This window comes from Rheinheimera nanhaiensis E407-8 (assembly GCF_000296695.1).
In the GTDB taxonomy this organism is placed as follows: Bacteria; Pseudomonadota; Gammaproteobacteria; order Enterobacterales; family Alteromonadaceae; genus Alishewanella; species Alishewanella nanhaiensis.
The window spans coordinates 169793-196371 of record NZ_BAFK01000006.1 but is presented as its reverse complement, the minus strand read 5'-3'; the positions used below and the strand labels follow the sequence as shown (position 1 = coordinate 196371).

22 protein-coding genes are annotated in these 26579 nt (G+C 52.1%); 18 read left to right on the top strand and 4 right to left on the bottom strand.

Annotated elements, in window-relative coordinates; genetic code table 11:
- Positions 1-161 precede the first annotated feature (161 nt).
- The 10 genes from RNAN_RS07180 to tyrA all read left to right on the top strand — a co-directional run bounded on the left by RNAN_RS07180 (position 162) and on the right by tyrA (position 8450).
- Entirely contained in the window at positions 162-1082 is a 921-nt protein-coding gene (locus tag RNAN_RS07180; protein WP_008220273.1) for a GAF domain-containing protein, read from the top strand.
- An 86-nt stretch (positions 1083-1168) separates the two neighbouring features.
- Positions 1169-2743, top strand: coding sequence for a M23 family metallopeptidase (locus RNAN_RS07175; protein WP_008220271.1), 1575 nt, complete (start codon positions 1169-1171; stop codon positions 2741-2743).
- A gap of 72 nt (positions 2744-2815) precedes the next feature.
- Positions 2816-3232 (top strand): ACT domain-containing protein, encoded by a 417-nt coding sequence (locus RNAN_RS07170; protein ID WP_008220269.1) that lies wholly within the window; start codon positions 2816-2818, stop codon positions 3230-3232.
- A gap of 140 nt (positions 3233-3372) precedes the next feature.
- Entirely contained in the window at positions 3373-3624 is a 252-nt protein-coding gene (gene rpsP, locus RNAN_RS07165; RefSeq protein WP_008220268.1) for a 30S ribosomal protein S16, read from the top strand.
- Positions 3625-3652: 28 nt separating this feature from the next.
- Complete coding sequence (gene rimM / locus RNAN_RS07160) at positions 3653-4180, top strand: ribosome maturation factor RimM (RefSeq protein ID WP_008220266.1); 528 nt, start codon at positions 3653-3655, stop codon at positions 4178-4180.
- A complete protein-coding gene (gene trmD / locus RNAN_RS07155; protein WP_008220264.1) occupies positions 4180-4968 on the top strand; it encodes a tRNA (guanosine(37)-N1)-methyltransferase TrmD in 789 nt (262 codons plus the stop codon). Before rimM ends, trmD begins: the two co-directional genes overlap by 1 nt.
- 22 nt (positions 4969-4990) lie before the next feature.
- Positions 4991-5350 carry a 50S ribosomal protein L19 gene (gene rplS, locus RNAN_RS07150; RefSeq protein ID WP_008220262.1) on the top strand — a complete coding sequence of 120 codons (360 nt, stop codon included), beginning with the start codon at positions 4991-4993 and terminating at the stop codon, positions 5348-5350.
- A 57-nt stretch (positions 5351-5407) separates the two neighbouring features.
- A complete protein-coding gene (locus tag RNAN_RS07145; protein ID WP_008220260.1) occupies positions 5408-6025 on the top strand; it encodes a DNA-J related domain-containing protein in 618 nt (205 codons plus the stop codon).
- Positions 6026-6259: 234 nt separating this feature from the next.
- Positions 6260-7318, top strand: coding sequence for a 3-deoxy-7-phosphoheptulonate synthase (locus RNAN_RS07140; RefSeq protein ID WP_008220255.1), 1059 nt, complete (start codon positions 6260-6262; stop codon positions 7316-7318).
- Position 7319: 1 nt separating this feature from the next.
- Positions 7320-8450 (top strand): bifunctional chorismate mutase/prephenate dehydrogenase, encoded by a 1131-nt coding sequence (gene tyrA, locus RNAN_RS07135; RefSeq protein WP_008220252.1) that lies wholly within the window; start codon positions 7320-7322, stop codon positions 8448-8450.
- Here tyrA and RNAN_RS07130 read toward each other — a convergent pair.
- Positions 8447-9328 (bottom strand): LOG family protein, encoded by an 882-nt coding sequence (locus tag RNAN_RS07130; protein WP_008220251.1) that lies wholly within the window; start codon positions 9326-9328, stop codon positions 8447-8449. The two genes, tyrA and RNAN_RS07130, sit on opposite strands and share 4 nt — an antisense overlap.
- Positions 9329-9472: 144 nt before the next feature.
- Here RNAN_RS07130 and RNAN_RS07125 point away from each other — a divergent pair, with 144 nt between their 5' ends.
- The 3 genes from RNAN_RS07125 to gloA2 all read left to right on the top strand — a co-directional run bounded on the left by RNAN_RS07125 (position 9473) and on the right by gloA2 (position 12400).
- Positions 9473-10879: an MBL fold metallo-hydrolase RNA specificity domain-containing protein gene (locus RNAN_RS07125; RefSeq protein WP_008220249.1), complete on the top strand. Its 1407-nt coding sequence runs from the start codon at positions 9473-9475 to the stop codon at positions 10877-10879.
- 103 nt (positions 10880-10982) lie between these two features.
- On the top strand, positions 10983-11969 hold the full coding sequence (locus RNAN_RS07120; protein ID WP_008220248.1) for a tetratricopeptide repeat protein: 987 nt from the start codon (positions 10983-10985) through the stop codon (positions 11967-11969).
- 35 nt (positions 11970-12004) lie between these two features.
- The gene (gene gloA2 / locus RNAN_RS07115; protein ID WP_008220245.1) at positions 12005-12400 is read left to right on the top strand and encodes an SMU1112c/YaeR family gloxylase I-like metalloprotein; all 396 of its coding nucleotides are present in this window, start codon (positions 12005-12007) and stop codon (positions 12398-12400) included.
- A 38-nt stretch (positions 12401-12438) separates the two neighbouring features.
- Here gloA2 and RNAN_RS07110 read toward each other — a convergent pair whose 3' ends face one another.
- Complete coding sequence (locus tag RNAN_RS07110; protein WP_008220244.1) at positions 12439-13593, bottom strand: chorismate mutase; 1155 nt, start codon at positions 13591-13593, stop codon at positions 12439-12441.
- A 178-nt stretch (positions 13594-13771) separates the two neighbouring features.
- Positions 13772-16117 carry a penicillin acylase family protein gene (locus tag RNAN_RS07105; protein ID WP_008220243.1) on the bottom strand — a complete coding sequence of 782 codons (2346 nt, stop codon included), beginning with the start codon at positions 16115-16117 and terminating at the stop codon, positions 13772-13774.
- A gap of 55 nt (positions 16118-16172) precedes the next feature.
- On the opposite strand from RNAN_RS07105, the gene RNAN_RS07100 reads away from it, so the two are divergent.
- Positions 16173-16823, top strand: a complete 651-nt coding sequence (locus RNAN_RS07100; protein WP_008220240.1) for a cytochrome b/b6 domain-containing protein — start codon at positions 16173-16175, stop codon at positions 16821-16823.
- Between the two features lie 18 nt (positions 16824-16841).
- Here RNAN_RS07100 and RNAN_RS07095 read toward each other — a convergent pair whose 3' ends face one another.
- Entirely contained in the window at positions 16842-17294 is a 453-nt protein-coding gene (locus RNAN_RS07095) for a c-type cytochrome (protein WP_008220238.1), read from the bottom strand.
- A 109-nt stretch (positions 17295-17403) separates the two neighbouring features.
- On the opposite strand from RNAN_RS07095, the gene RNAN_RS07090 reads away from it, so the two are divergent.
- The 4 genes from RNAN_RS07090 to RNAN_RS07075 all read left to right on the top strand — a co-directional run bounded on the left by RNAN_RS07090 (position 17404) and on the right by RNAN_RS07075 (position 26541).
- Positions 17404-20358, top strand: a complete 2955-nt coding sequence (locus RNAN_RS07090; protein ID WP_008220236.1) for a bifunctional diguanylate cyclase/phosphodiesterase — start codon at positions 17404-17406, stop codon at positions 20356-20358.
- Between the two features lie 21 nt (positions 20359-20379).
- Complete coding sequence (locus tag RNAN_RS07085; protein ID WP_008220234.1) at positions 20380-23499, top strand: amidohydrolase family protein; 3120 nt, start codon at positions 20380-20382, stop codon at positions 23497-23499.
- An 11-nt stretch (positions 23500-23510) separates the two neighbouring features.
- On the top strand, positions 23511-24803 hold the full coding sequence (locus RNAN_RS07080; protein WP_008220232.1) for an amidohydrolase family protein: 1293 nt from the start codon (positions 23511-23513) through the stop codon (positions 24801-24803).
- Positions 24804-24867: 64 nt separating this feature from the next.
- Positions 24868-26541 (top strand): M28 family metallopeptidase, encoded by a 1674-nt coding sequence (locus RNAN_RS07075; RefSeq protein WP_040551852.1) that lies wholly within the window; start codon positions 24868-24870, stop codon positions 26539-26541.
- Positions 26542-26579: the final 38 nt, after the last annotated feature.

Here is a 26579-nt window from a genome sequence, read left to right as displayed (position 1 = left end):
TCCGGTTAACCACAAAGCGTCACCGCTTAAGTGAACAGTATTGCGGTTTTATACCGGGCGTTTTTGTCAGCAATATCTCACATCAGCTGCGGCTTTTTGCTCTGGTTGACATGCAGTGTTAGGGGTATGTTGGCATGGTGTAAAACCATGGAGGGTTTTGTATGCACACCGCACTGAGCCAGTTACTGCATATTCACCAGTCAATTGATCCCATTGATGAGTTAATTACGCTATGTCAGCGCAGCTGTGAGTTGCTGGCGCAAGCATTGCACTTACCTGATCAGGTGTTGTATCTGCACAATACAGTCAATCATTTTCAGCAGGTGGCTGCAGCAGGCGCCAAATTTGCGCCGGGCATGGGGGTGTTGTCGCCGCTCAGTCTTGCGCTCGGAGAAGGCGTGGTCGGGCAAGCTGCTAAGCAGGGTAAAACTTTATGTATAGCGGACACTGCCTCAATCCCTGACTACATCTGTGACGATGCCTCGCGCCCGGCAGAGCTGAGTGTGCCCATCGTCTATCAGGGCGAAGTACTGGGTGTACTGGACGCTGAGCACAGCCGGCACGGTTTTTTTGGCCAGGCTCATCTGCAGCTGACAGAAGGCCTGGCTGCTTTGCTTGGCCCACGCTTGGCCAACCTGATGGCAAAGCGGCGTTTAGCATCAAGGCAGCATTATTTTACCCGGTTAACCGCAAAGACACCGCGGTCATCTTTCGTGGCAACCGACTGGCTTGAACAGCCAGCGTTCTTTGCCACCGTGCTACAGGCGTTAAAGCATTTTTATGTTGATAAGCGCTGGCAAGCCTTGCCGCTGACACAGCTGGCGCTGCTACGCGACACGGCAGCCGAATTGCAGCAACAGGCGTTAAAACAAATACTGACAACCGCCATCAGCCAGATGCAGCAACAAACTGCTACCCGGTTGTGGGGGCAGATATTATCAGAGCGTTATCTGGATAAATGTGATCAGCTATCTCTGGCAGAGCAACACTATATGGCGTTTAGCACCTTGCGCCGCCATCAACAGTTAGCACAGCAGCATCTGTTGCAGCAGCTATGGCAGGCAGAGGTGCTGCGACGTTAATTAAAATGAGTAATTTGTTAGCAGTTTTGTGATTTATGTGAAATTAAACTGGTTGTGAGTGGACAGACAGCAACCAGGAGGCTCAGATGAAACTGCTCGCATTTGCAACAACCCTAACGGCTATCGGCTTGGTTTTACCCGTGGCAGCGGTTCAGTACGATATGCCGTTTAAAGGGCAAAACTTTACGGATAACGAAAAAATTTACACCCGTGATCACGCTGTTACCACGTCGCAGCAATATGGCTATGACTTCAGTGGCCGTCGTTATGATTTTGACAATTCCCGCTGGACAGCCGTGAACACCACGCTGGCGGCGTATGATGCTGCGCCGGCTAATAACAAACACACCATTTATAACAAACCTGTATATGCGATGCGCGCGGGGCGGGTAGTGGGTTGCTGGCGCAATGCACCAGAAAACCCCAGACCCAAAATAGCCGGTGATTCCGATCTTAGCCGGCCCTGGCTGCATGCCGACTTTAAAGCCGGATTAATCCCCGGCGGCGGTAATATGCTTTGGGTTGAGCATGATGACGGCAGCCGGATGTTATATGCTCATATGGTCCCGGGCACTATTGGACAAAACCTGTGCCCTCACAATGCTGCTTTGTTCCCTGCACCCAAAGGCAGTTCCAGTGAGTTTATTTATGTTGGGGTAGATGCGGCGCAGCAGGCATTGATTAGCAAAGGCCAGTATTTGGGCCGGGTGGGTAATAGTGGCAGTTCCACCGGCCCCCATTTACATGTGCATCTGCAAAACGCCGGTGGTGTCGGCCAGCCTATAACGTTTAGTCGCGGTATTGCCACAGAGCCAGACAACACCAAGCCGTACGGCGGCCCTTGGGTAAGGTTTGCCGGTAGCAGTATTCCTGCCGGTCCGCAATTGATCTGGGCTCCGCGTACGCTCACCAGCAGCTATGCCCGCCATGGCGTAAAGGCCGCCGCTTACCAAAGCTTGTTTCAACATCTGGCAGACTCTGGCTTTAAAGCCAGCTGGCTGGACGGTTACAACGTCAGTGGCAGCGTATTTTACAATATGGTGTGGCAACCCGCTAATCTGGCCTGGCGGGCTTATCACGGCCAAAGCGCAGCAGCCTATCAGCAGGTGTTTAATCAGGCCACAGCTGATGGTTTTGTCGCGGTGCATGTCGATTCGCATATTACCGGCAGTGGGCCGCGCTATAATGTGATTTTTGAGAAAAAGGCTCTGGCAACGCTGGCGCGGCATAACCTTAGCTATGCCCAGCACCTGCAAGTCATGGAGCAGGCCAAAGATTTGGGCATGCGGCCGGTCAGTGTTTCGGTCGTGTCTAGCGGCGGCGAGCGGCGCTACACCACGTTGTATCATAAGCAACCTGTAGGTAGCTGGACCCTGAGCTCACAAATGACAGCGGCAGCTTATCAGGACAAAGTGATCAGCGAACAAGCTGCCGGCCGTCGTCCTATTTACCTGAACGCTTATGTGCATCAGGGCGTGGTGAACTACAGTGCGATCTTTGCTCAGCTGCCGTTAAAAACCTGGCAAGCACGGCATGGCCAAACCTCGGCGCAGTATCAAACTAACTTTGATATGTTTGGCGCCCAGGGGTATAGCGTAGATGTAGTCGCTGGCACTGATGGCCTGAATGCGCATCGCTTTGGTGCCATCTGGACGAAGTAAACCTGCTGTTTTAATGTCAGCGCAGGCTCGCCTGCGCTTTATTACGCCAGCATACTAAACCAAGGAAGGAAGATGATACCCCAAAGTACCCAACAGGTGATTAGGCAAAGTGACTTTTATCTTGAAGCCGATTACTTTTATGTAGTGCAGGCCCTGCGGGTTGGTACACCGCATCTGCATCGCCTACTATGTCATGACGAAAAGGAAACTACCGTAATTACTACAGAAGCCCTGCTGGATGATCTGGACATAATCGCGCGTAACAAAGAACAGTGGTGTTTGTTTGTCATTAACTGTGCCAATCCGTTCTATTGCGTTGGCTTTTTAACCGCTATTTCGACGGCGATGACCAAGGCTGGCCTGGATATTCTACTGACCTCTACCTTCAGCCGCGATCTGGTGTTTGTACCGAAGCAACACAGCAACCAGGCTGCTGTAGTGTTGCAGCAGCTGGGGTTTCGTCAGCAAAACGCCTGTAGTCGGGGCTAATCGTAGTTAGTGTTATCGCTGGCCAAGCCGCGAAATACCTTGCATTTGGCCGGTAAATCAGTAAAATGCTGCAGCCCTTCAGTCTGACTGGGGGCTTTGTTATTTTTGATAAAACCTGAACGATAAAATTAGAGGGCCTTATGGTAACTATTCGTTTACAACGTGGTGGCGCAAAAAAGCGTCCATTTTACCAAGTTGTGGTAGCGGACAGCCGTTTTGCTCGTGATGGCCGTTTTATTGAGCGCGTGGGTTTCTTTAACCCAATCGCCAGCGGTACTGAAGAGAAACTGCGTCTGGACCTGGACCGCGTTAATCACTGGGTAGCACAAGGTGCTTCATTAAGTGAGCGCGTTGCAACTCTGGTAAAAAACGCTAAGAAAGCAGCTGCTTAATTAGCAACAGGTTGGTGGAGTAGTCAGCTTGAGTGAGAAAGATTTAGTCGTTCTTGGCAAATTTGGTGCAGTTTACGGCATCAATGGCTGGCTGAAAGTAAATGCTTACACCGACTTCCCGGAAGGGATTTTTGATTACACACCCTGGCAGGTAAAATTTCAGGGTAACTGGCAACCAGTGCAGGTTTCCAGCTGGAAGCGCCATAGTAATGGCCTGATAGCGAAACTGGACGGCATCAATGACCGGGATTTGGCACAGCAGTATGTTAATGCTGAAATTGCCGTAGCAAGCGACGCGCTACCTTCGTTAGAAGAGGGCGAATATTACTGGAAAGACCTGATGGGTATGGCCGTAATAAACGAAGCAGGCTACCACTTAGGTGAAGTCACTGACATGATGGAAACCGGCTCTAACGACGTTTTAGTGGTTAAAGCCAACCGTACCGATGCATTTGGTCAGAAAGAAAGGTTGTTGCCGTTTTTAATGGATACAGTGATTAAAAACATCGACTTAACCGAGCGTCGCATTATCGTAGACTGGGACCCGGCGTTTTAATGCCTGAAAACAGTAAATTGTGGGTAGGCGTAGTAACACTGTTCCCGCAAATGTTTGAAGCAATAACGCAATATGGGGTAACCGGCCGTGCTGTTAAGCAGGGCATTATGCAGTTGCAATGTTGGAACCCGCGTGATTTCACAACGGACAAACACCGCACTGTCGATGACCGGCCTTATGGTGGTGGCCCAGGTATGCTGATGATGGTGCAGCCGCTAAGTGACGCAATACGCGCCGCCAAGCATGCTGCAGGAGAAGGGGTACACACGGTGTACTTGTCGCCGCAAGGCCGCAAGTTAGACCAACAGGGTGTAGCCGAACTGGCGCGCTATTCTAAGCTGCTGTTAGTAGCTGGCCGGTATGAAGGCATTGATGAGCGCGTAATAGAAAGCGAAATTGATTCTGAGTGGTCAGTTGGCGATTACGTGTTAAGTGGCGGTGAATTGCCCGCGATGACATTGATTGATGCAGTGTCACGCTTAGTACCAGGTGTACTGGGGCATGAACAGTCGGCAGAGCAGGATTCTTTTGCATCCGGTTTGCTGGATTGTCCGCACTACACAAGGCCGGAAGTGTTATCAGACAAACAGGTTCCCGCAGTATTACTGAGTGGAAACCATGAAAATATACGACGCTGGCGTTTAAAGCAGTCTCTTGGGAGAACCTGGCTTAGACGACCGGATATGTTAAATCTCCTGGCTCTGACTGAGGAGCAACGACGGTTACTGGCTGAGTTTCAACAAGAACACCAGCAAGAGTGCCGGACGGGGCAGCAAGAAGACAGTTAATTCCAGGTAAAGTGAGATTGTTATGAGCAAAGTTAGCCAAAACATCATCAAAATGCTTGAAGAAGAGCAGTTAAAAAAAGACGTTCCAGCCTTCGCGCCGGGCGACACTGTAATTGTTCAGGTAAAAGTAACTGAAGGCGATAAAACACGTCTGCAGGCTTTTGAAGGCGTAGTTATCGCCAAACGTAACCGTGGTCTGCATTCTGCATTCACTGTACGTAAAATCTCTAATGGCGAAGGTGTTGAGCGTGTATTCCAGACGCACAGCCCGCTGGTAGACAGCATCACCGTTAAACGTCGTGGTGCGGTTCGCCGTGCTAAGCTTTACTACTTACGCGATCGTTCAGGTAAATCAGCGCGTATCCGCGAAAAGCTTAACTAAGCACCCCTTGAAAGGCCGACACTTGTCGGCCTTTTTTCTTTCTGGCATGGTAATGCCATGATCATACAACACGCCCCTCTGACCGAGCCGGTACTGCGTCTGCTGCAGGGCCAGTTACTGACTATTATCTGTAGCGCTCCTGTGGCGGGCGCTGAGCCGATTAAAGAGCAGTACCTGCTAAGCCGCCTGGGGCTGAAATTACAGTCTGAGGCTGAACTGTCCGAAGAGCTGGCGCGCTTTCAGCAGCATTTTGTGCTGTATCATTTGCTATACCGGGTACAAGCACAGCTGCTGGCGCTTGGGCAGGGCTACTTATGTATTGAGCTGGCCAGGGTGCGCTTAGTGGCGTGCTCTGATGCAGCAGAGCACGCAGATGATGCCAGCCGGCGCCAATACTATCAGCACTGGCCAAACTTTTATCTGATGTCAGAGCAGCTGCTAGAGCAGCAACTGGACGCTTTCTGGCAATACTTTGCCAGGGGCAGGGGCCGCTTGGCTGAGATCTCTGCCGCCGATGCCATAACCTTATTGCAGCTTGAACCGGGTTTTACCTTGGGGCAGTTAAAAAAAGCTTACCGTACGCTGGCATTACAGCATCATCCGGATCGCGGTGGCAACGCCGGGCAATTTATTGCCCTGCGCCAGGCGTATCAGCAGTTATTACAACAGTTTTGACGCTTTCCATTGTAAATAAAAGTGTACCTTTGTTGCTTGGCTGAATTTTATCCGCATATCTTGATTTTATTGGCTTTAAGTGGGTTGACGCCTGTTGCTGTGATCTTTATTATGCGCAAATTGTATTTAATAAATTACGCAGTGTGTAAATAAGTTTACGTAAGGGCGCACTTAGCAAGTTTAGTGTTTTTACCTATGCTTAATGCCTGCAACAGCCGATAGCGGAGTTTTAGCATGAGCAAGATAGTTGACGATTTACGCATAGTAGCGGAGAAGCCGCTAAGCCCACCGGCAGTGATGAAAAAGGTGCTGCCGTTATCAGAGCAGGGCGCGCACTTTGTGCAGCAGGCCCGCAATACTATTGCTGATATCGTACACGGTCGTGATAAGCGCTTACTGGTGGTTACCGGGCCCTGTTCAATTCATGATCCGGTTGCAGCCATTGAGTACGCGCAAAAATTAAAACAATTGCAGCTACAGTATGCCGACAGCTTATACATTGTCATGCGGGTCTACTTTGAAAAACCGCGTACTACTGTGGGCTGGAAGGGCTTTATTAACGACCCGCATCTGGACGATTCATTCGATTTAGAAACCGGTTTAACCTGGGGCCGCGAGTTGCTGCTAAAAATGGTCGATATGGCGCTGCCTACTGCCACTGAAGCACTGGATCCGATAAGCCCGCAATATTTATCTGATTTAATCAGCTGGTCTGCCATCGGCGCCCGTACGGTAGAGTCGCAAACGCATCGTGAAATGGCCAGTGGCTTATCGATGCCGGTCGGTTTTAAAAACGGTACTGACGGCAATTTAAATATCGCCCTGAATGCGCTGCAATCGGCGGCCAGCGGCCACAGCTTTATTGGCATTAATCAACGCGGTGAGGTGAGTTTAGTGCAAACCGCCGGCAACCCCGATGGCCATATTATTTTGCGTGGTGGTGCTAAGCCCAATTACGATGCACAGAGTATTAGCGAGGCATTGGCAAAGCTGGACAAACTGCAGCTACCGCGCGGCATCGTAGTCGATTGCAGCCATGGTAACTCGAATAAAGATCATAACCGTCAGGGGGAAGTGGCACTGAATGTCGTGGCGCAGCGGCTGGCCGGTAACGAAGCCATTATTGGTATTATGCTGGAAAGCCACTTACATGCCGGCCGGCAGGATTTAATTAACGGCAAAGCAGAGAAATACGGTGTCTCGGTAACCGATGCCTGTATCGACTGGGATACCACCGCCAAGCTACTGGCAGAGATCCACCAGCAAATGCAACCTGTGGTGGCGGCTGCTTAAGATGAGCGATTCAGCTAAACAGGCGTTGGCACCGCTGCGTGAGCAGATAGACAGTCTTGACAGCCAGTTGGTGGCTTTACTTGCCAAGCGGGCTCAAGTCACGGCTCAGGTGGGGAAAATAAAGCAGCAGTATGCGCTGCCGGTGTATGTACCTGAGCGCGAGCAGGCACTGTTAACCGCGCGGCGCCAACAAGCTGAGCAATTGGGTGTGTCGGCAGATTTAGCCGAAGATGTGCTCAGGCGCATTATGCGTGAGTCGTATCAGACGCAGGAGAGTGGCTTTGTCTGCTGTCGCGACGGCGGCGGTAAAGTGGTGGTAGTCGGCGGCGACGGTGCCTTAGGTGCGCGTTTTGTTAGTCTGTTTCGCCGCTCTGGTTTTAACGTTCAGGTGTTGGAGAAACAAGACTGGCCGCAGGCGGAACAGATTTGTGCTGATGCTGCACTGGTGCTGCTGGCGGTGCCTATTACGCTTACCAGCCAGTTAATTAACCAGTTACCGCCTTTACCGGCCGACTGTGTGCTGGCTGATATTACCAGTATTAAAGCCCAGCCGCTGGCGGCGATGTTAGCCCGGCATAAGGGTCCGGTAGTGGGGCTGCACCCAATGTTTGGCCCCGATATTACCAACCTGGTAAAACAAGTTGTGGTGGTCTGCCATGGCCGCGATGAAAGCCAATACCAGTGGCTGTTAAAACAGCTGAATGTCTGGGGGGCAGAGCTAGCCGTGAAACAAGCGGCTGAGCATGACAGCGCTATGCAACTGATCCAGGCCATGCGGCACTTTTCCTCCTTAGTGTACGGCGTGCATCTAGCGGATGAAAACGCCGACTTAAGCGAGCTGCTGCAGCTAAGCTCGCCGATTTACCGGTTGGAGCTGGCGATGGTGGGACGCTTATTTGCGCAAAACGCCGAATTATATGCTGATATTATGTTGTCGTCCTGTGAGGTTACCGCTTTGCTGGAGCGTTATCAGCAGCGTTTTACAGCCCTGCTGCAACTGCTGAAACAGCAGGACAAAGCCGGTTTAATGGCGCAGTTTGGCAAAGGCCAGCAATTTTTTGGTGAGCTGGCCGGGCAATTTTTGCAGGAAAGTAAGCAGTTGCTGCAAAAAGCCGCTGATAGCCGAAGTTAAGCCGGTAGTTGATAGAAGTCCAGTATCAGCTGCCAGGCTTGCTCGGGGGTATCTGCGTACTGAATTAACGCCACATCGTCGGTGCCAATTAAGCCTTCCTCTACCAGCATGTCAAAGTTAATTAAGCGCTGCCAAAACGCCTTGTCATATAAAATCACCGGTACCCGCTCGGATTTCTTAGTTTGAATCAGGGTGAGGGTTTCAAACAGCTCATCTAAGGTACCAAAGCCACCGGGAAAGGCGACTAAAGCGCGGGCGCGTTGTAAAAAATGCATTTTGCGAATGGCAAAATAGTGAAACTGAAAACAAAACTGCGGCGTAATGTAAGGGTTGGGCTGCTGCTCGCGCGGTAGCACTATATTAAGGCCAATACTCTGACCGCCGGCGTCCATGGCGCCGCGGTTCGCCGCTTCCATAATGCCCGGACCACCACCGCTGATAATGGTCATGGCGCAGTCTTGATGGCAGCAGCTGTAGCGGGTTGCCAGCGCCGCAAATTGCTGAGATGCCGCATAGTATTGGCTATTGCGCACCTGCTTTTCTGCCTGTTTCAGGGCCTGCCGGCTGGCTGGGCTGTCTTTCTTTGCAATGTGCTGTTGTGCTTTTGTCAGCTCAGTTTGTGCATGCTCGGGTGATAAAAAGCGGGCACTGCCAAATACCACTATAGTGGCGTCTATGTTGTGCTGCTCCATAACCAGTTGCGGTTTTAGGTATTCCAGTTGCAGCCGGACATGGCGCAGCTCGTCCTGCAGCAGAAAATCCTGATCGGTAAAGGCCAGCCGGTATGAGCTGTGCTGTTGTAACTGATTTATGGCCTCAGCAGATTGCTGAGCCGATGCCAGATGACGTTCATGCAATTGATGCGGATCGGGTGTCATAAGGGTACCTTGTTGCATTGAGCCGGGTGCTGCTTAAGCTTAAAACAAAAGTGTTAAAACTAACATCTTGTTTGATATAGGCTAATCTTTAACGTTACCAAATCCTGTATAACATCAGCAAATACTTGTAGAAGGACGCTTATTATGCCTTTGTCCGCAACGCTTGAGTTTATCGGTGCCGCCCGGCAAGTGACGGGCTCCTGCTATCTGATTAGGCTAAACGGCAAACAAATTTTACTGGATTGCGGTATGGTGCAGGGCGCCGATCAGGTAAGGGAATGGCACAAGTTTCGTTTTGCCTTTAAACCCAAAGACATTGATCTGGTGATTTTATCGCATGCTCACATTGACCACAGCGGCCTGCTGCCACTTTTGGTGGCGCGCGGTTTTGACGGCAAAATTATCTGCACGCCGGGCACTGCAGAGCTGTTGCCGGTGCTGTTAAAAGATTCGGTGTTGCTGTACTTAAAAGATTTAGAATGGCAGAACAAAAAAGCGGCCCGCGCCGGCAAAAAACTGCAAGAGCCAGTGCTGTCGCTGCATGACGCCGAGCGGGTAGTGCAACTATGCGAAACCTTGGCTTATAAAAAACGCCAGACACCGCTGCCCGGCCTGGAGCTGGAGTTTGCCGATGCCGGCCATATTCTGGGCTCGGCCATAGTGCAGTTGTGGCTAAAAGGCCACAAGGCGATGCGCAAGCTGGTGTTTTCCGGTGACTTAGGTAACCCGGCCACAGTGCTGATGCACGACCCCACCGATATTGGCCAGGCTGATATCGTACTGATGGAATCTACCTACGGTAACCGTAACCATCAGAGCCTTGATAACTCGCTGGAAGAATTAGCCCACGCCTTAGAGCAAGCCAATAAAGACGGCGGCAATGTGTTTATTCCGGCTTTTGCGCTGGGGCGCTCGCAGGAAATACTGTACTACCTGGCACTGCTGTATCACCAGGGCCGGTTAAAACAGCGGATGATTTTCCTCGACAGCCCAATGGCAATTAGCATTACCAATATTTACAACGATTATCTGCATTGCCTGAACCAACAGGACTTGGCAGCGATTAACTTTAAAAAAGGCATGCAGCTGCAAGATTTACTACCGATGCTGCGTGTCACGGAAAAGGTGGAAGATTCGATGGCGATTAACCGTGTCAGCGGTGGCGCTATTATTATTGCCGGCAGCGGCATGTGTAACGGTGGCCGTATAGTGCACCATTTAAAGCACAACTTATGGAAAAGCTCTAACCACCTTATTTTTGTCGGCTTTCAGGCATACGGCACTTTGGGCCGCCGCTTAGTGGACGGTGAGCGGCGGGTAAAGCTGTTTGGCCAGGACATAGTGGTAAAGGCCAAGGTGCATACCATAGGTGGTTTTTCCGCCCATGCCGGCCAAAGCGAATTGCTGGATTGGGCGCAGGCGATAGCTGGCCAGCCGCAGTTTTATCTGGTGCATGGTGAGATAGAAGCGCAACAAGCTCTGCAACACGAACTGGCTGAACTGGGCATACAGGCGCAAATTCCGCAAAAAGGTGATGTTATCGAGCTGTAAGGCTTAGCGCATATTTTGTTACTTATGGCCTATAGTCGGGCGCTCAGTGCCGCATTATAGTGTGGCCATTGTCAATTTTGGCAGTGCAACACGGAGCAGCACTATGCGGGGCGATACACTATGGCGTACACTTTTTTCTGGTCTGTTACTGTTAAGCAGTGCAGTACAGGCGAACAACGCCGGGCTTGCCAGCCAGATTGAGGCGTTTTGGCAGGCTAATGATTATGCTGCAGCTAAAGCTTTACTGGCGCCTTTGGTTACAAAGCAAAGCAAAGATGCTCAATTACTGGCGTTACTGGGGCGCACTGAAGCGGGCCTGCAGCAGATGGAACGGGCTGAGGAATTGTTGGCAAAGGCGGTTAAGTATGACGCCAATAACGCCGACTATCAGCACTGGTATGCTACGGCCAGCTGTAACCTGGCAGCCAGTGCCAGTATGTTTAGTGCGCTGGGCTATGCTAAACGCTGTAAAAAAGCCTATCAAACTGCACTGAAGCTGGCGCCGGCGAATCCGCGCAGTTATATCGCCTTAGGCAGCTTTTTAGCCCAGGCACCCGGTATTGCCGGCGGTGATAAAGCGCAGGCATTAGCACTGGCGCAGCAGCTTAAGCAGTTGGACGAAGTGCAAGGCTGGTTGCTACAGCTGCGGTTGACTGAGTTCAGTGACGATGCGGCTTTTGTGCAATTTTTGGCTGAAGCTAAGCCGCTGCAGCAGCGCCCAGAAGCCTATTTTCAGCGCGCTATGCAGCTAACTGCGCAGGAACATTATCCCGCTGCGATTGCATTGCTGCAGCAGGCAATACAACAAGCCGCTGTGGATGATGATGCTAAAGCCTCAATAGCTGAAAGCCATTATCAGCTGGCCCGCTGCGCGGTACTGGGTAAAACCGCTATTAGCGAAGGTATTGCCGCCATGCAGCACTATTTGCAGCATGAACCCGAGGCCGATCGCCTTGATTGGGCCAAATTTCGCTTAGCTCAGCTGTATTTACTGTCAGACCAAACCGCTAAAGCTAAGGCTATTACCCAGCCGTTATTGGCCTCAACCAATGATGACAAACTTAAAGCTGAGCTGAAAAAGCTACTCTGATACACTAAAGGCCTGACGCTTATCAGGCCTTTTTTATGACACGTCCAACCCTTAATGCTATTCATCATGTGGCGATAATCTGCAGCGACTACGCCCGCTCTAAACGTTTTTATACTGAGCTGTTGGGGCTTGAGATCCTGGCGGAAAACTACCGCGCTGCACGCGACTCCTGGAAGCTGGACTTAGCCCTGCCTAATGGTAATCAAATCGAGTTATTCAGCTTTCCGGGCCCACCCCCCAGGCCGAGCCGGCCAGAAGCGCAGGGCCTGCGGCATCTGGCCTTTGTGGTAGATAACGTTGCAGAATTTGCCGATTACTTAACCGCAAACGGCGTAGCGGTAGAACCTATCCGCGTCGATGAATACACCGGCAAAGCCTTTACCTTCTTTCAAGACCCAGACGGACTGCCGCTGGAGTTATATCAAGCGTAAAAATGGGGTGCGCAGAACCTGTCGCTGCGCTACCCGGTTTAGTTAGTCACTACCTGCGTTGGCTCAATATCTTCACTGGGGTAGCAGCCTAATACCTTAATAAACTTAGTAATTTTATTAAGCTCTTCCAGCGCGCGGGTCATGGCGTAGTCGTTAATATTGGCAAACACGTCCACGTAGAACATCTCTTCCCAGGGGTTGCCGTTAATGGGACGGGATTCCAGTTTGCCCATACTGATACCATGTTGTTTTAGCACCAACAGCGCATCTACCAGGGCACCCGGTTGCTGACCGGTGTACATAATAAAGGTGGTTTTCGCCGGTATGGCTTTGGCCACGCTAACGGGTTTGCGTGCTACCACGATAAAGCGGCTGACATTGTCTTTCTGGTTGGCTAAGTCGCGGGTGAGGACTTCAAGGCCATACAACTGGCCGCCTTCCTCGCCACCTATAGCAACGATGGTTGGGTCTTGCTGCTGTTTTATGCGGTTAAAGGCATCAGATGAGCTGTCGCAGTATTCTATTTTCACCTGCGATAAGCCCTGCAGGTACTGACTGCACTGGGCTATTACCTGCGGGTGGGCACACACCTGGCGAATTTTGCTTAAATCAGTGCCCGGCAAACCGAGCAGGCAATGGGCAATAGGGTGGGTCAGCTCGCCGACGATAGACAAACGGGTGTGCTGCAGTAAATCGTATACCTCGTTAATACTGCCCGATGAGGTGTTTTCTATCGGCAGCAGTGCATAGTCGGCATGGCCGGTTTCAACGGCCTGCACAATCTCGTTAAAGCTGTCACAGCCTTGCTCGATAATGCGCTCGGCGCGGCGGGTAAAATACTTTTGTGTTGCCCAGTAACTGTATGAGCCCTGGCCGCCCAAAAAGGCCACCCGTACTGCCGGCGCGTGGGTGCCGTTAAGCTGGCCCTGAATTTTTGCCTGCTGCTGCAATACCGAGTCTTCAATAATCACATGGTACAGCCGGGTGACATACTGTGCATCCAGTCCCAGCGGCTTGCCCTGGTTGATCAAAGATACCAGTAGCTCCTGCTCGCGTTTTTGATCGCGGATCGGTTTATTTTGTGCCAGTTTGGCATCGGCGACCGCCAGTGCCAGTTGGCGACGTTTGGCCAGCAAGCTTAACAGTTGCTGATCGGTATCGCTGATCGCGTGGCGTATTTCATCCAGTTCCATGTTCATTCTCTTTGTATAGGTAAAATAAGCAAAAAAAAACCTCCCGGCGTGGGAGGTTTTCAGGTTTTACTGCGCGCGCAGCTTACCGCCTCCCGTTAAAGGTGGTAAAGCGAAAAAAGCTGAGCGCGATATATACGGTTTTCATGGCTGCTAACATAGTCCGTCTGGATGGCTAAAGTCAACCCTGCGGTGTCAGCAGCAGTTGATATTTTTTCTCACCGGGTAAAAACGGTAGCGCCACTTCGTTTAACCAGTACTGGTGATCGCTGCGGTAAAACGGCGATAACGGATGCCCCGACTGCCCTGCCGGTATAGTTAATATGCCCAGTTGCTCTTGCCCCGGTGCCACTACCATCCGCTGTGACTGGCCAAAACCGGGCCGCTGTACCCGCGGCATATGGCTGTCGCCCTTCAGTGGGGTTGCCGGCATATTCAGCCAGTCTCCCAGCACAGGGACAGCGCTGGCCAGCGGGTGGGATATACGCGCCCTGTTAATATTGCCCCAGTGGCTGTCGTTCAGGCTGCCGTATTGCTGTTCCAGTTGTGTTTTGCTGTGCAGTACTGCGTCAAGTAGCAGGGCATCCCAACTGGCATAGGCGTCGGGCAGGGTGTCGGTACGGCGCTGCTGCAGCATGGCCCAAAGTGGCGTTTCCAAAGAGTATTTTAAGTCCTGGCTCTTGGCGCCATGTTGCTCCAGATAGGCTGACAACGGCGCAAACTGCAGTTCCAGTAGCTTAAGGCGAAATGCGCGTACCAGGCTGTAGCCGACATCGTCCGCCGCTGCACGTTGGCTGCTGGCGACGATATGCTGGCGATAAGCTTGTAGCTGCTGCGCTGACACTACTTCATTGGTGAGTACGGTTAATAACAGTTCGCGCCAGCGCTCTAGCATCAGCGCGCGGTTATCCAGTTGTATCGCGTGCAGTGCCTGCTCGTCGGCCTGAACCAGGGCGTTCAGGCCTTGCTCAATTTGCCAGCCACGGGCGCCTAAATCGTAGCCGCCGCTGCCAATAAGCTGGTAAAACTCACCGCCAATCATACGTGCGTTGGCGGTCCATAAACGGTCGGTCTCACTGACACTCAGTTGCTGGGCTTCGTCAATCAGGCCAAACCAGCCCTGACGGCCATCGCTCCAGTCCTGCGCGGTATCAAAATCATCCAGTTGCCGCTTGGGAATGCGGTTAGTCAGGCGCCAGCCAATGGCTCCCTTGCTGTCGGCGGCCAACAGGTTTTGCGAGGGTATACCAAAGCTGGGGGCCAGTGCCAGCGCTTGCTCTGTGGTGGTCGCCTGCTCTAAGGCCAGCAGGTTAAAGTTTACCGCCTGGCTATCATAACCCACCCAGCTTAGGGCATAGGCCGGGCTGTCGCCAAAGCGTACCAGCGGCCCCCACTGGGTTTCGGCCAGTTCAACGGTCTGGTCAGCACCACCGGCCACTTTGATGGTTTCATAATAATATTGCAGGTTTTGCCAGCCATCCGCTGTTAAGTAACGCTTACCATCGTCAGATAACTTAAGCGCAACTAAGTCATGCCAGTCGGCGGTGCTGTTGGTAAAACCCCAGGCCAGTTTGCCGTTGGAACCCACCACCACGGCCGGCGCGCCGGGCAGCGTTAGCCCGGTAACGGTACGAATGTTATCGCCATCGCGCCAGTTTAACTGGGCCTTATACCAGATACCGGGTACCCGGCTGCTTAAGTGCATATCATCGGCCAGAATAGCGCCGCCATGTGCTGTCAGACTGCCGGCCACGGCAAAGTTATTGCTGCCAATGTCGGTGGCATCTTTTACCTGGCAATGAATACAACTACTAAGCTGCTGGCGCAGTAATGCCGGATAGGGGCTGTCAGGCAGACTGACTGGCGCCGTTAGGCTATGGTCCAGTGCTGCCTGCCAGATATCAGACTCTTGCTGTAAAAAACGGTACCAGTCAGTGGGAATGCTTTGTTTTAGTACTGTCATTGCATAGTCATCACGGCCCAATTTGCCCTGTAAATCCAGATACATGGCGTAGATGACTAAAAACGAGTCTGCATTTTGCCAGCGCTCGGGTTGCTGCCTTAGCAGCAGATATTCAAACGGCCGTACTTTTAGTGCTGCCAGGCCATGGTTAACACCGCGGCTGTACTCACTCAGTAGCTGGTTTTCTGCTGCCGTTAACTGTGCCAGGGCGCTTTGTGCACGCTGACGAAAGCGGTGCTGACGCAGAGTTTTATCGCTGGTCACGGCGCGCGCGCCAAATAGCGCTGACAGCTCACCGGCGGCACTGCGGCGTAATAAATCCATCTGAAAAAAACGCTCCTGGCCATGGGCAAAGCCCAGCGCAAAGGCTGCATCATTGCGATTGGCGGCATGAATGCTCAGATACCCCAGCGCATCGCGCTCTAAGCGGGCAGCGTTAGCAATACCAGAGCGTTGTTCGCCCTCGTACTGCGGTAAACTTAAATACAGCAGGGTAAATATCACTGCAGTTGCTGCGGTCAACATCAGCGCTATCAGGCTGAGCAGCCATTTCCACCAATTCATCTTTCGTACTCTGTAGTATAAAATCAAAAACTTAGCATAACGGAGACTTTGCCTAATGTCACAACCAGTTAAAGTATGGGACTTTGCTGTGCGGTTTTTCCACTGGAGCCAGCTGTTGCTGATAGCCGGCCTGTGGTACACCGGTGAAGAGGGACTAATGGCGCAGCATCAGCTGTTAGCCTACACCTTGTTGGCACTGATAGTGGCGCGTATTGTCTGGGGCTTTGTTGGCAGCGACACCGCCCGCTTTAGCCGCTTTGCCGCCACACCGCTTCAGGCGCTGCGTTACCTGCGCCGGCCTTACCCGGTAACAGGGCATAATCCGGCGTCGTTTTATATGATTATGCTGCTTATCGCCTTAGTGTTACTGCAGCTTATTACCGGCCTGGCAACCTTTGACAACAGCTATTTAACGGATGGCCCGCTGGTCAGTGTGCTGCCATCCGCCTGGGTAGATGTTGCCTCGGCTATCCACAAAATCAATATCAATGTGTTACTGGCAGCGATTGCAGTGCACATAGTGGCGGCAATATGGCACAGCCTGCGGCGGCATAATGTGTTGTGGGTTATGCTAAGCGGCAAAGACAGTCAGGCCGGTGACGTATCACCCGGATTAAAACACGCAGGTTGGTTTTTTTTGCTGGTGGCACTGCTGTTAACAAGCTTGTACTTCTGGCAGGGCGCTAAGCTGATGGCGCTGCTGTAACGCAGCGCCATCAGTGGGTTAGTTTTTGTAATCGTCGTGGCAGGCTTTGCAGTTACGGGCAAAGCTGCCAAAGGCTTTACGAATTTCGGCCTGATCGCCGCTGTCAGCTGCGGTTTTTAATAGCTGGGCATCAGCTGCCAGTTTTTCCCCCCGACTGGTAAAGTCTTGCAGGTTTTGCCAGATCGCCGCTTTAGCATCACCGCCGCCTTGCTCGGCACCTGGTACAGTAAAGGCTTCCCAGGGCAGCGTAGTCAGGGTTGCCAGTGCGGTTGCCCGTTTTGCCACTCTGGCAGCGTCATAATTCACCTCGCCTTTTACCATGTCGCCAATATCAACCATGTTGTGGCGGATCAGTTGAAAGGCCGATTGGCGATACTGCACACTATCAGCAGCGTCAGTAAAAGCACTTTTTGCCATCACGGCAGATGAACAGAGGGTGAATAACAGTATTGCGGCTAAGGGTTTTTTCATGGTTTCATTCTCTTTTGCTGAATTTACATGCAATAATGATTTGGCAATAACTTAGCAGAACGCAATATTCTGCCAATAATCAAGTGTTTTACAGGATCAGGCCGTATAAGTGAAGGACGTCAATTTTACTAAACCAAGCGGAACAGACTCACTGGGCTTTAAATTTGCTCTGGTGGTGTTCACCGCTATAGTACTGGCCGGTTTTGCCATTGGTTATGTGGTGATGTTGTTGCAACAGGATATTGCCTTGCAGCAACAGCAACAACAGATAGAACAACGCGCCAAGCGCCTAGCGACCCAACTAAATAACGATTTAGTGCAAAAAGAGCAAAAAGCGCTGGCGGCCAACCAGGTAGTGATGCGCAAGTTGGCTCAGACCCGTCTGTCTGCGCCGCTTCGCTTAACGGAGGCAGCCGATGGCAGCGTGCGTTCCTGGGATGATTATTCCGGCGCCTTTATTGCCGCCAATAGTTACAACGGCCGCACAGCAGCCTTGTTTGACGTAACGGCCGGCTTATGGCAGCAATTGTCTCCCCTGATGCTGCATGACTTTTTCAATTTTTACTTTATCAGCAAAGAGCAGTTTATCCGCATTTCGCCGGCCGATTGGGCGCTGCAGGTAGAAACCGGGCACGATTTTCAGCAGGATCTGTTTTATCAGATCGCCACCCCTGAGCAAAACCCAACCCGCCAGCCGCGCTGGACACCGGTGTACTATGACGATATCTGGAAAAAATGGATGACCAGCCTGATCATTCCGCTGTATATCCAGGATGAGTTTATTGGCGTTACCGGCGTTGATTATGTACTGGGCGATATTTTAACCAGCTTGCCAGCGGGCGAGCTGCAGCAAAAAGCCATGTTGTTTGACAGCCAGGGCCAGATTATCGGCCTGCCGACCAGCCAAAGTGACAACGAACCGGCGATGAATAGCCCCTTTGCGGGGGTGAATATTCAGAATGCGGCGCTGCAGCAGTATGCCACTGCAGTGGCAAAGCCCACGGTAAGCCCGGCTGAAGCCGCAGCGTTACTGCCTGAGCACCTTATTTATAGCGCGCCGGTTGAACGTTTAGCCTGGCATCTGGCCGTTTACACGGAAAAAACCGCGGTGCTGGCCTCATTAACACAGTTTCGGCTTAAATTATTAATTACCTTTTTAATCGTGGCCCTGTTGGTGGCGCTGCTGCTGCAATTTGTGGTCTATCAGTTTATGTTAAAGCGGTTAAACCGATTATCAGCGGCGATAAACCGGCTGTCACGCGGTGATTTACAGCAGATAAAACTGGACCATACGCCTGATGAAATAGGTTTGTTAAATCAGGCGTTTGGCAGTATGTCGGCCGAAATTGCCGAGTTGGTTAACGGCCTTAATGCCCGCATAGAAGAAAAAGAGCTGGCTGAGCGCTCAGCCCGCAAGCTAAGTAAAGCGGTATCCTTCTCCAGCTCTGGCATAGTGCTGACCGACCAGCGGCTGAATGTCGAGTATATCAACCCGTTTTTAACCGAAATGCTCGGTTGTGACACTGAACAGCTGCAGGCACAACCATTACACCGGTTATTTGCCGAAGAGATGCACCATGTCGGCGAAGAAATTATGCAAACCTTGGGCGAGCGCCAGCACTGGCGTGGCGATATGTTGCTGCAATATCAGCACAAGCAGCTTTGGGTGTCGCTGGCGATAGCGCCAATTCGGGACGAAAAGGGCGATATCAGTAATTATGTCTGCGCGATGCAGGATATTTCCTTTATTAAAGCCAGCCAGAAAAAAATGGAGCAGCTGGCCTATTACGATGTGCTGACCGGCCTGGCTAACCGCAGTTACTTCCGCGATCAGTTGCGTAAAGCCATTGCCATGTCGCACCGTGGCTATTACAACTTTGCCCTATTGTATTTTGACCTCGATGAGTTTAAACGCATTAATGACACGCTAGGCCACGATGCCGGCGACGAGCTGTTAAAAGAGGTGGCCAAGCGTCTTATCAGCCGGCTACGTGAAGAAGATACCATCGCCCGCTTAGGCGGTGATGAGTTTGCCGTGATTTTAAGCGGCATTAAAGATCGCGGCCAGGCGTCAGCCATTGCCACTAACCTGCAACAGGCGTTTGCCGCGCCGGTGAAGCTGGGGCAACATGAGGTGTCGATCAGCGCCAGTATCGGTATTACCGTGGCGCCTGAGGATGCCGCAGAGGAAGAGTTGCTGCTAAAACATGCCGATTTGGCCATGTACGAGGCGAAAGCGCGCGGTAAAAACACCTTTCATTTCTTCAGCCACGATTTAAACGAAGCCGCCAAAGAGCGCTTACTTATCGAAAACCAGCTGCGCGAAGCGATCCGCGAGCACCAGTTTTTACTGTACTATCAGCCAAAAATTGATATCCGTGACAACAGTATTGTCGGCTACGAAACTCTGCTGCGCTGGCTAAGACCGGATAACACCCTAGTGCCGCCCTTGCGGTTTATTGGTGTGGCGGAAAGCACCGGCCTTATTGTGCAAATTGGTGAGTGGATAATCTGGGAAGCCTGTCGTTTTCTCACCCGTCAGCATAGCCGGGGCTTTGATGTCAGCTTGTCGATCAACCTGTCAGTGCGTCAGTTTAATGACGATAACCTGCCGGAAATTGTTGAGCGCATTTTGCAACGTACCGGCGCTAAACCGTCCAGTTTAATTTTTGAGATCACCGAAAGTATGTTAATGGGTGACACCGATGCGGCTATTAACCAGTTAAATCAGTTAAAACGTCTGGGTGTGTCTTTATCTATTGACGACTTTGGTACAGGCTATTCATCGCTTAGTTATTTAAAGCGTTTTCCGGTAGACGAGCTAAAAATAGACCGCTCGTTCGTCAAAGATATCCCGGATGATCGTAACGACATGGACATCGTCGCGGCGATTATCGCCATGGCGCAGAAAATGAACCTGCGCGTGGTGGCCGAAGGGGTGGAAACGGCAGAACAAGTTGAGTTTTTAAGAAAAAATGCTTGCTACCAGGTTCAGGGTTACTACTTCAGCATGCCATTGGCAGAGCAGGAGCTAAGCCGGCTGAACTACGTTGTTAACAGTTAACCGCTAATTCAGGAACATGTTATGACCAAAGCCCGTCTGTCGCTGCTAAGCTCAGCGCTGCTCACGGTTTTTACCGCTGGTAGCCAGGCCGATCAGACTTCACCGCTGCAAGGCATTATCGATAAAACGCCTAACCTTATCGCCCTAACCGGTGCCACTGTTTACACCGAGCCCGGTAAAAAGCTGCAAAATGCTACCGTGCTGATTGCCGATGGCCGCATCAGTGCCGTTGGCAGCAAAGTGTCGGTGCCGGCCGGTTATCAACAAATTGACGCCAGCCGCTATACCTTGTACCCCGGCTTTATTGACCCTTATACCCAATACGGCATAGAAGCAGCCAAGCCGGCTAAACCCGGCAGTTACCGCGATGCCCCTGTGTATAAAAATGACCGCAAAGGCGGTAATGCCAGTAATGCGGCTATTCATGCTGAACTTAACTGGGTAAATGAGTTTAAGCCCGACGCTAAGGCCGCAGAGGAGCTGAGAAAACTGGGTTTTACCGCTGCGCAATCGGCGCGGCTGGACGGCATTTTCCGTGGCCAGGCCTTTGTCAGCTCACTGGGTGAGGGGTTACCTAATGAGCTTATTTTAAAAGCGCAGGGGCCGCAATTTATCGCTTTTAGCAAAGGCACCTCAAAGCAAAGCTACCCCTCATCGTTAATGGGCAGCATAGCGCTTATCCGCCAAACCTTAAGTGATGCCAATTGGTATAACCAGGCCTATGGTAAAACCGATGTGCGCTATTTTAATGAGCCCATTGAATATAACGCCGCGCTGGACAGCCTCAGCCAGCTGGCACAGCAAGGGGCTATTTTTGAAACCTCGGATGACCGCTCTTTGCTACGGGCGCATTTGCTGCTGAATGAATTTAAGCTGCAAAACGCTGCCCTGGTGGGCTCTGGCTATGAGTATGTGCAGCTGGATGCGGTAAAAGCGATGCAGCGTAAGCTGATTTTACCGCTGAATTTCCCGGCGGCGCCGGCGGTAGAGCAGCTGGCCGATCAGCTGGATGTTAACCTGGCCGACTTGCGCCATTGGGAGCGGGCACCCGCCAATGCCGCTGCGTTAGCCAGTGCCGGCGTGCCTTTTGCACTGACCACTTATAAGTTAAAAGAGAAAAAAGATTTTTGGCCTAACCTGCGTAAAGCGGTAAAACACGGTTTATCGCCAGACAATGCACTGGCTGCATTAACCACAGTGCCGGCCGCTATTGCCGGCGTGTCAGATAAGCTGGGTAAAATAGCGCCGGGTTATCAGGCCGATCTGGTACTGGCCAGCGGTGACTTATTTGCCGATGGCGAAATTGTCGCCACCTGGGTGCGCGGCCAGCAGCATGAGATTAAAGCCATAGCACCGGTTGAATTTGCCGGCGACTACCAGCTGACGCTGGAGGGTAAAGCGGTAAAAATCAGCTTAACCGGCCCGGCCGATAAGTTGGCGGGTACTGCAGTGCTGATGGGCGCTGAGCCTGAAAAAAGTGTCAAGCTGGAACATGTGCACAGCCAGCAGCAACAACTGCAGTTCAGCCTGAAGCTGGCCGGGCTAACCGGCACCGAGCAGGTGGCGCAGTTTAGCGGCCAGCTGCTTAACAACCAGCTCAGCGGTAAATGGCAGCTTGGCACCGCCAGTTTTGCGGTAATGGCGCAGCGGCAGCCGCTAAGCGATGACAGTAAAACAGCTAAGACAACGGCTAACGGCGACAAACCTGCCGCCTTTATCTCTAAGCTCAGCTTTCCAAACCGTGCCTATGGCTTGCCAGAACGGGCGAAAATGCAGAATGTGCATATTAAAAATGCTACGGTCTGGACCGCCGAAGCCGACGGCGTGCTGGACAATACCGATGTTATCGTGCGTAACGGCAAGTTTGACAAGATTGGCAAAAACCTCAGCACCCCGCGTGGCTTTGAGGTATTCGACGCAACGGGTATGCATTTAACCCCCGGCCTGATTGACGAGCATTCGCACGTTGCCATTGAGGCGGGTGTCAATGAAGGCACCGATGCGGTCACCTCAGAAGTGCGTATTGGGGATGTGATAAACCCTGAGGATATTAACATTTACCGTGGCCTCACCGGTGGTACCACTACCGCGCAGTTGCTGCATGGCAGTGCCAACCCTATTGGTGGTCAGGCGCAGGTGATTCAGTTCCGCTGGGGTGAGACTGCTGAAGGCTTAAAAATGCCGGCAGCACCGCCAAGCATCAAATTTGCCCTGGGTGAAAACGTCAAGCAGGCAAACTGGGGTGATGCCTTTACCGAGCGTTATCCACAAACCCGTATTGGTGTCGAAACCACCATTCGTGATGCCTTCCAGGCCGCCAAAGAGTACAAAGCCCGGCTGGCCGATTACAACAAGTTGTCGAAACGCCAGCGTGAGCAGGTGGCACCACCGCGCATTGATTACCGCTTACAGGCACTGGTCGAAATTCTGGACAAGCAGCGTTTTATTCATACCCACTCGTATGTGGCGTCTGAAATTCTGATGCTGATTGAGCTGGCCGAGGAAATGGGCTTTAGCATCACCACCTTTACCCATATTCTCGAAGGCTATAAAACCGCTAAAGAAATGGCTGCGCATGGCGCCAGTGCTTCTACCTTCGCCGATTGGTGGGGTTTTAAAATTGAAGTGCAGGACGCTATCCCCACCAATGCCTGTTTAATGGCAGCGCAGGGTGTTAATGTCAGCATTAACTCTGACGATGCCGGTTTACAGCGCCGGTTAAATCAGGAAGCGGCGAAATCCGTAATGTACTGCGGTATGAGCGAGCATGACGCGCTGAAAATGGTCACCATTAATCCGGCAATGCAGCTAAAAATTGATGGCGTGACCGGCTCAATCAAAGCCGGCAAGCAGGCTGACTTTGTGCTGTGGAGTGGTCATCCGTTATCGGTGTACAGCCAGGCACAGCAAACCTGGATTGGCGGCACTAAGTACTTTGATATCAATACCGACAAAGCCTTACAGCAGCAACTGGACGCGGAGCGCTCCGCGCTGGTGCAAAAAGTGCTGGGGGCGGGCGATGAGGCCAAAGCCGGTGATAAAGACGCTTATAAGCAAGATGAACCTGAGTGGCACTGTGAAGATCAGGGCGACTGGTGGCACATCGGCCGTCACTTACATAGCCATGGCCACAGCCACTAGGGAGACAGATAATGAAATTAACGAAACTGAGTTTATCTTTTGCGCTGGCGGCTTTGGGCTTAACGGTTCAGGCGCACGATATGGTGCCGGGTAAAGTACAAAGCGCGCCGCTACTGCTCACCGGCTTAACGGTGCACACGGTAACCGATGGTGTGAAAAACGACACTGATGTGTTGATTGTCGATGGCAAAATTGCCGCGCTGGGGCCGGATTTAGCGCCGCCGCAAGGGGCAAAAGTGCTGAACCTGGACGGTAAACACCTGTATCCGGGCTTAATCGCACTGGCCAATCAGCTGGGTCTGGTTGAGATTGAAGCGGTACGTGCGACAGATGACACCACTGAAGTTACGCAAACTAACCCCGATATTAAAGCGCGGGTGGCATACAATGCTGACTCGGAAGTGATCCCGACCATTCGTAGTAACGGCTTTGCTTACAGTATGGTGTATCCGGCTGGCAGCATGTTAATGGGGCAATCGAGCCTGATGCAGCTGGATGCCTGGAACCATCAGGACGCGCTGGTTGCTGACGGCACCGGTCTGCATATCCGCTGGCCTAATGCCAGCACGTTAAGCTCGCGCTGGAACCCAAAGCCTGCCGAGGAAGTCCGTAAAGCCAATAAAAAGCAACTGGCGCAGTTAACCCAATACTTTGCTGATGCCAAAGCCTATTACGATGCTGAAAAAGCCGGCCTAAACCGCGGCCTGGACTCGCGCTGGCATGAAATGCTGGCGGTGTTTGACGGCAAAAGGCCACTGTTTGTCCATGCGGACGATGAGCGGCAAATCCGTCAGGCCATGTTACTGGCCAACCAGTATGGGCTAAAGCTGACCATCGTCGGCGGCCGTGACAGCTGGCGTTTAGCCGATGAGCTGGCTGCCGCCGGGGTTGCGGTTATTTACACCGCACCTTATGGCTTACCCAGCCGGGTAGACGAAAACTACAAACAGGCGTTTGTGGTGCCGAAAACCCTGCAGGATGCCGGTGTGCAGTTCGCACTATCGCTAGATGGCTTCTGGGATACCCGTAACCTGGTGTTCGCAGCCGGTCAGGCCATAAGCTATGGCTTAACGCCAGAGCAGGCACTGCGCTCGGTGACAATTAACGCGGCACAAATTGCCGGTGTGGCCGATAAAATCGGCAGCATCGAAGTGGGCAAAGCGGCCAGTTTAGTGGTATCAGAGGGCGATATTTTCGATTATCTCGGCCATAAGGTTACCCATTTGTGGATTGACGGTCGGGAAGTGGATTTAAATAACCGCCACAAGCAGCTGCATAATAAATATCAGCAGCGTATCAACTAAGCTGCGCTTTTGCCCGTAAAAACAGTGCCAGCCTATGCTGGCACTGCTGTTTAAAGGAAAACCGATGAAGAACACTGTTGTATTTATCGCAGCCGCATTAAGCCTGGCAGGTTGCACGGCGACAGCACCCGTTAGCCCAACTAAAACCACGGCCAGTGCCACAGCCATTGAAGCCCATATGCAGTTTCTGGCCGCAGATGCGCTGGCCGGGCGTGACACCGGTAGTAACGAGCATGAAATTGCCTCGTTATACATTGCCACCCAATTACAGGCGCTGGGGCTGAAACCGGCGGGCGACAATGGTAGCTATTTGCAGCGGGTGCCACTGCGAAAAGCCCGTTTGGCGCAAGACAGCGCCAAATTTACCCTGCATGTTGATGGCGTAAGCACTGAGCTGGCTTACCCCAAGGCCTTTTTTACCGGCCCCAGTTTGCAGTTTGCTAACACTGACGTGACGGCGCCATTAGTGTTCGCCGGCTATGGTTTGGTCTCAGAAGAGTTCGGCCTGGACGATTACGCCAATTTAGATGTGGCGGGCAAAATAGTGGTGCTGCTATCTGGCCGCCCCGACAGCTTGCCCAGCGAAGAAGCGGCGCATTTAACCAGCCTGAAAACCCGCCTGGCCGCCGAGCGCGGTGCAGTGGGTATTATTACGCTACACACGCCGAAGCAAGAAAAAGTGCGGCCTTATGCCAGCAGTTTGCTGTATTTAAACACCCCATCAATGGAGTGGCTGCAAAAAGATGGCACGCCAGCTGAAAGCTACCCGAATTTAAAGGCCGGCGCTTATGTGCACCCGGATGCAGCAGCCGCGTTTTTTGCCAAAGCTCCCATGTCGCTTGAAGCTATCTTTGCAGCTTTAGATGCGCCCAAGGGCCCGGCAGGCTTTGAGCTTGGCGTGTCGGCGACACTCAGCCGCAGCAGCCAGCACGAAGATATCAGCAGCCCCAACGTGGTGGCGGTACTGGAAGGCTCAGATCCGAAGCTTAAAGATGAGTATGTGGTGATAACCGCGCACTCAGACCATATTGGTTTTAGCAACGATTTACGCAGCGAAGATAAAATTAACAACGGCGCTATGGATAACGCGGCCGGCGTGGCCATTTTATTGGAAACGGCCCGTCAGTTTGCCCAGCTGTCGGAAAAACCGAAGCGGTCGATTTTATTTTTAGTGGTAACCGGTGAAGAAAAGGGGTTGCTGGGCGCCGACTATTTTGCCAATAACCCAACCCGGCCTATCGATAAACTGGTTGCCAATGTAAACCTGGATATGCCAGTGCTGCTATACCCCTTTGCCGATATGATTGCTTTTGGTGCTAATCACTCGTCGTTAGGTAAAGTGGTTGAGCAAGCTGCTGCCAAAGAGGGCATTGCCTTAAGCGCCGATCCTATGCCGGAGCAGGCCATTTTTACCCGCTCAGATCACTACACCCTGGTGAAAAAGGGCGTACCGGCGGTGTTTTTAATGACCGGCTTTAAATCGCAGGATCCCAAGCAGGACGGCGGCAAGGTATGGGCCAGCTTTTTTGCCAAGCATTACCATAAGCCGTCGGACGATATTCCAAGCCTGATCAAAGACTACGGTGCAATACGCTATGACTTCGGTGCTATTTTTGCCGATATTAATTTTAATATCGCGCTGGATGTGGCCAATACCGAGCAGCGGCCTTACTGGTTAAAAAGCAGCTTTTTCCATGATGTGTTTGGTCAGCCGTATAACCGTGAAGGGGTAAAGTAAGACGGCATAAAGCTCTGCGCTTCGGAGTCGAACCGGAT

What these genes read in the sequence shown, in the direction of transcription:
- RNAN_RS07180 (WP_008220273.1), top strand. Translation starts at nt 162, where the DNA reads ATGCACACCGCACTGAGCCAGTTACTGCATATTCACCAGTCAATTGAT.
- RNAN_RS07175 (WP_008220271.1), top strand. Translation starts at nt 1,169, where the DNA reads ATGAAACTGCTCGCATTTGCAACAACCCTAACGGCTATCGGCTTGGTT.
- RNAN_RS07170 (WP_008220269.1), top strand. Translation starts at nt 2,816, where the DNA reads ATGATACCCCAAAGTACCCAACAGGTGATTAGGCAAAGTGACTTTTAT.
- rpsP (WP_008220268.1), top strand. Translation starts at nt 3,373, where the DNA reads ATGGTAACTATTCGTTTACAACGTGGTGGCGCAAAAAAGCGTCCATTT.
- trmD (WP_008220264.1), top strand. Translation starts at nt 4,180, where the DNA reads ATGCCTGAAAACAGTAAATTGTGGGTAGGCGTAGTAACACTGTTCCCG.
- rplS (WP_008220262.1), top strand. Translation starts at nt 4,991, where the DNA reads ATGAGCAAAGTTAGCCAAAACATCATCAAAATGCTTGAAGAAGAGCAG.
- RNAN_RS07145 (WP_008220260.1), top strand. Translation starts at nt 5,408, where the DNA reads ATGATCATACAACACGCCCCTCTGACCGAGCCGGTACTGCGTCTGCTG.
- RNAN_RS07140 (WP_008220255.1), top strand. Translation starts at nt 6,260, where the DNA reads ATGAGCAAGATAGTTGACGATTTACGCATAGTAGCGGAGAAGCCGCTA.
- tyrA (WP_008220252.1), top strand. Translation starts at nt 7,320, where the DNA reads ATGAGCGATTCAGCTAAACAGGCGTTGGCACCGCTGCGTGAGCAGATA.
- RNAN_RS07130 (WP_008220251.1), bottom strand. Translation starts at nt 9,328, where the DNA reads ATGACACCCGATCCGCATCAATTGCATGAACGTCATCTGGCATCGGCT.
- RNAN_RS07125 (WP_008220249.1), top strand. Translation starts at nt 9,473, where the DNA reads ATGCCTTTGTCCGCAACGCTTGAGTTTATCGGTGCCGCCCGGCAAGTG.
- RNAN_RS07120 (WP_008220248.1), top strand. Translation starts at nt 10,983, where the DNA reads ATGCGGGGCGATACACTATGGCGTACACTTTTTTCTGGTCTGTTACTG.
- gloA2 (WP_008220245.1), top strand. Translation starts at nt 12,005, where the DNA reads ATGACACGTCCAACCCTTAATGCTATTCATCATGTGGCGATAATCTGC.
- RNAN_RS07110 (WP_008220244.1), bottom strand. Translation starts at nt 13,593, where the DNA reads ATGGAACTGGATGAAATACGCCACGCGATCAGCGATACCGATCAGCAA.
- RNAN_RS07105 (WP_008220243.1), bottom strand. Translation starts at nt 16,117, where the DNA reads ATGAATTGGTGGAAATGGCTGCTCAGCCTGATAGCGCTGATGTTGACC.
- RNAN_RS07100 (WP_008220240.1), top strand. Translation starts at nt 16,173, where the DNA reads ATGTCACAACCAGTTAAAGTATGGGACTTTGCTGTGCGGTTTTTCCAC.
- RNAN_RS07095 (WP_008220238.1), bottom strand. Translation starts at nt 17,294, where the DNA reads ATGAAAAAACCCTTAGCCGCAATACTGTTATTCACCCTCTGTTCATCT.
- RNAN_RS07085 (WP_008220234.1), top strand. Translation starts at nt 20,380, where the DNA reads ATGACCAAAGCCCGTCTGTCGCTGCTAAGCTCAGCGCTGCTCACGGTT.
- RNAN_RS07080 (WP_008220232.1), top strand. Translation starts at nt 23,511, where the DNA reads ATGAAATTAACGAAACTGAGTTTATCTTTTGCGCTGGCGGCTTTGGGC.
- RNAN_RS07075 (WP_040551852.1), top strand. Translation starts at nt 24,868, where the DNA reads ATGAAGAACACTGTTGTATTTATCGCAGCCGCATTAAGCCTGGCAGGT.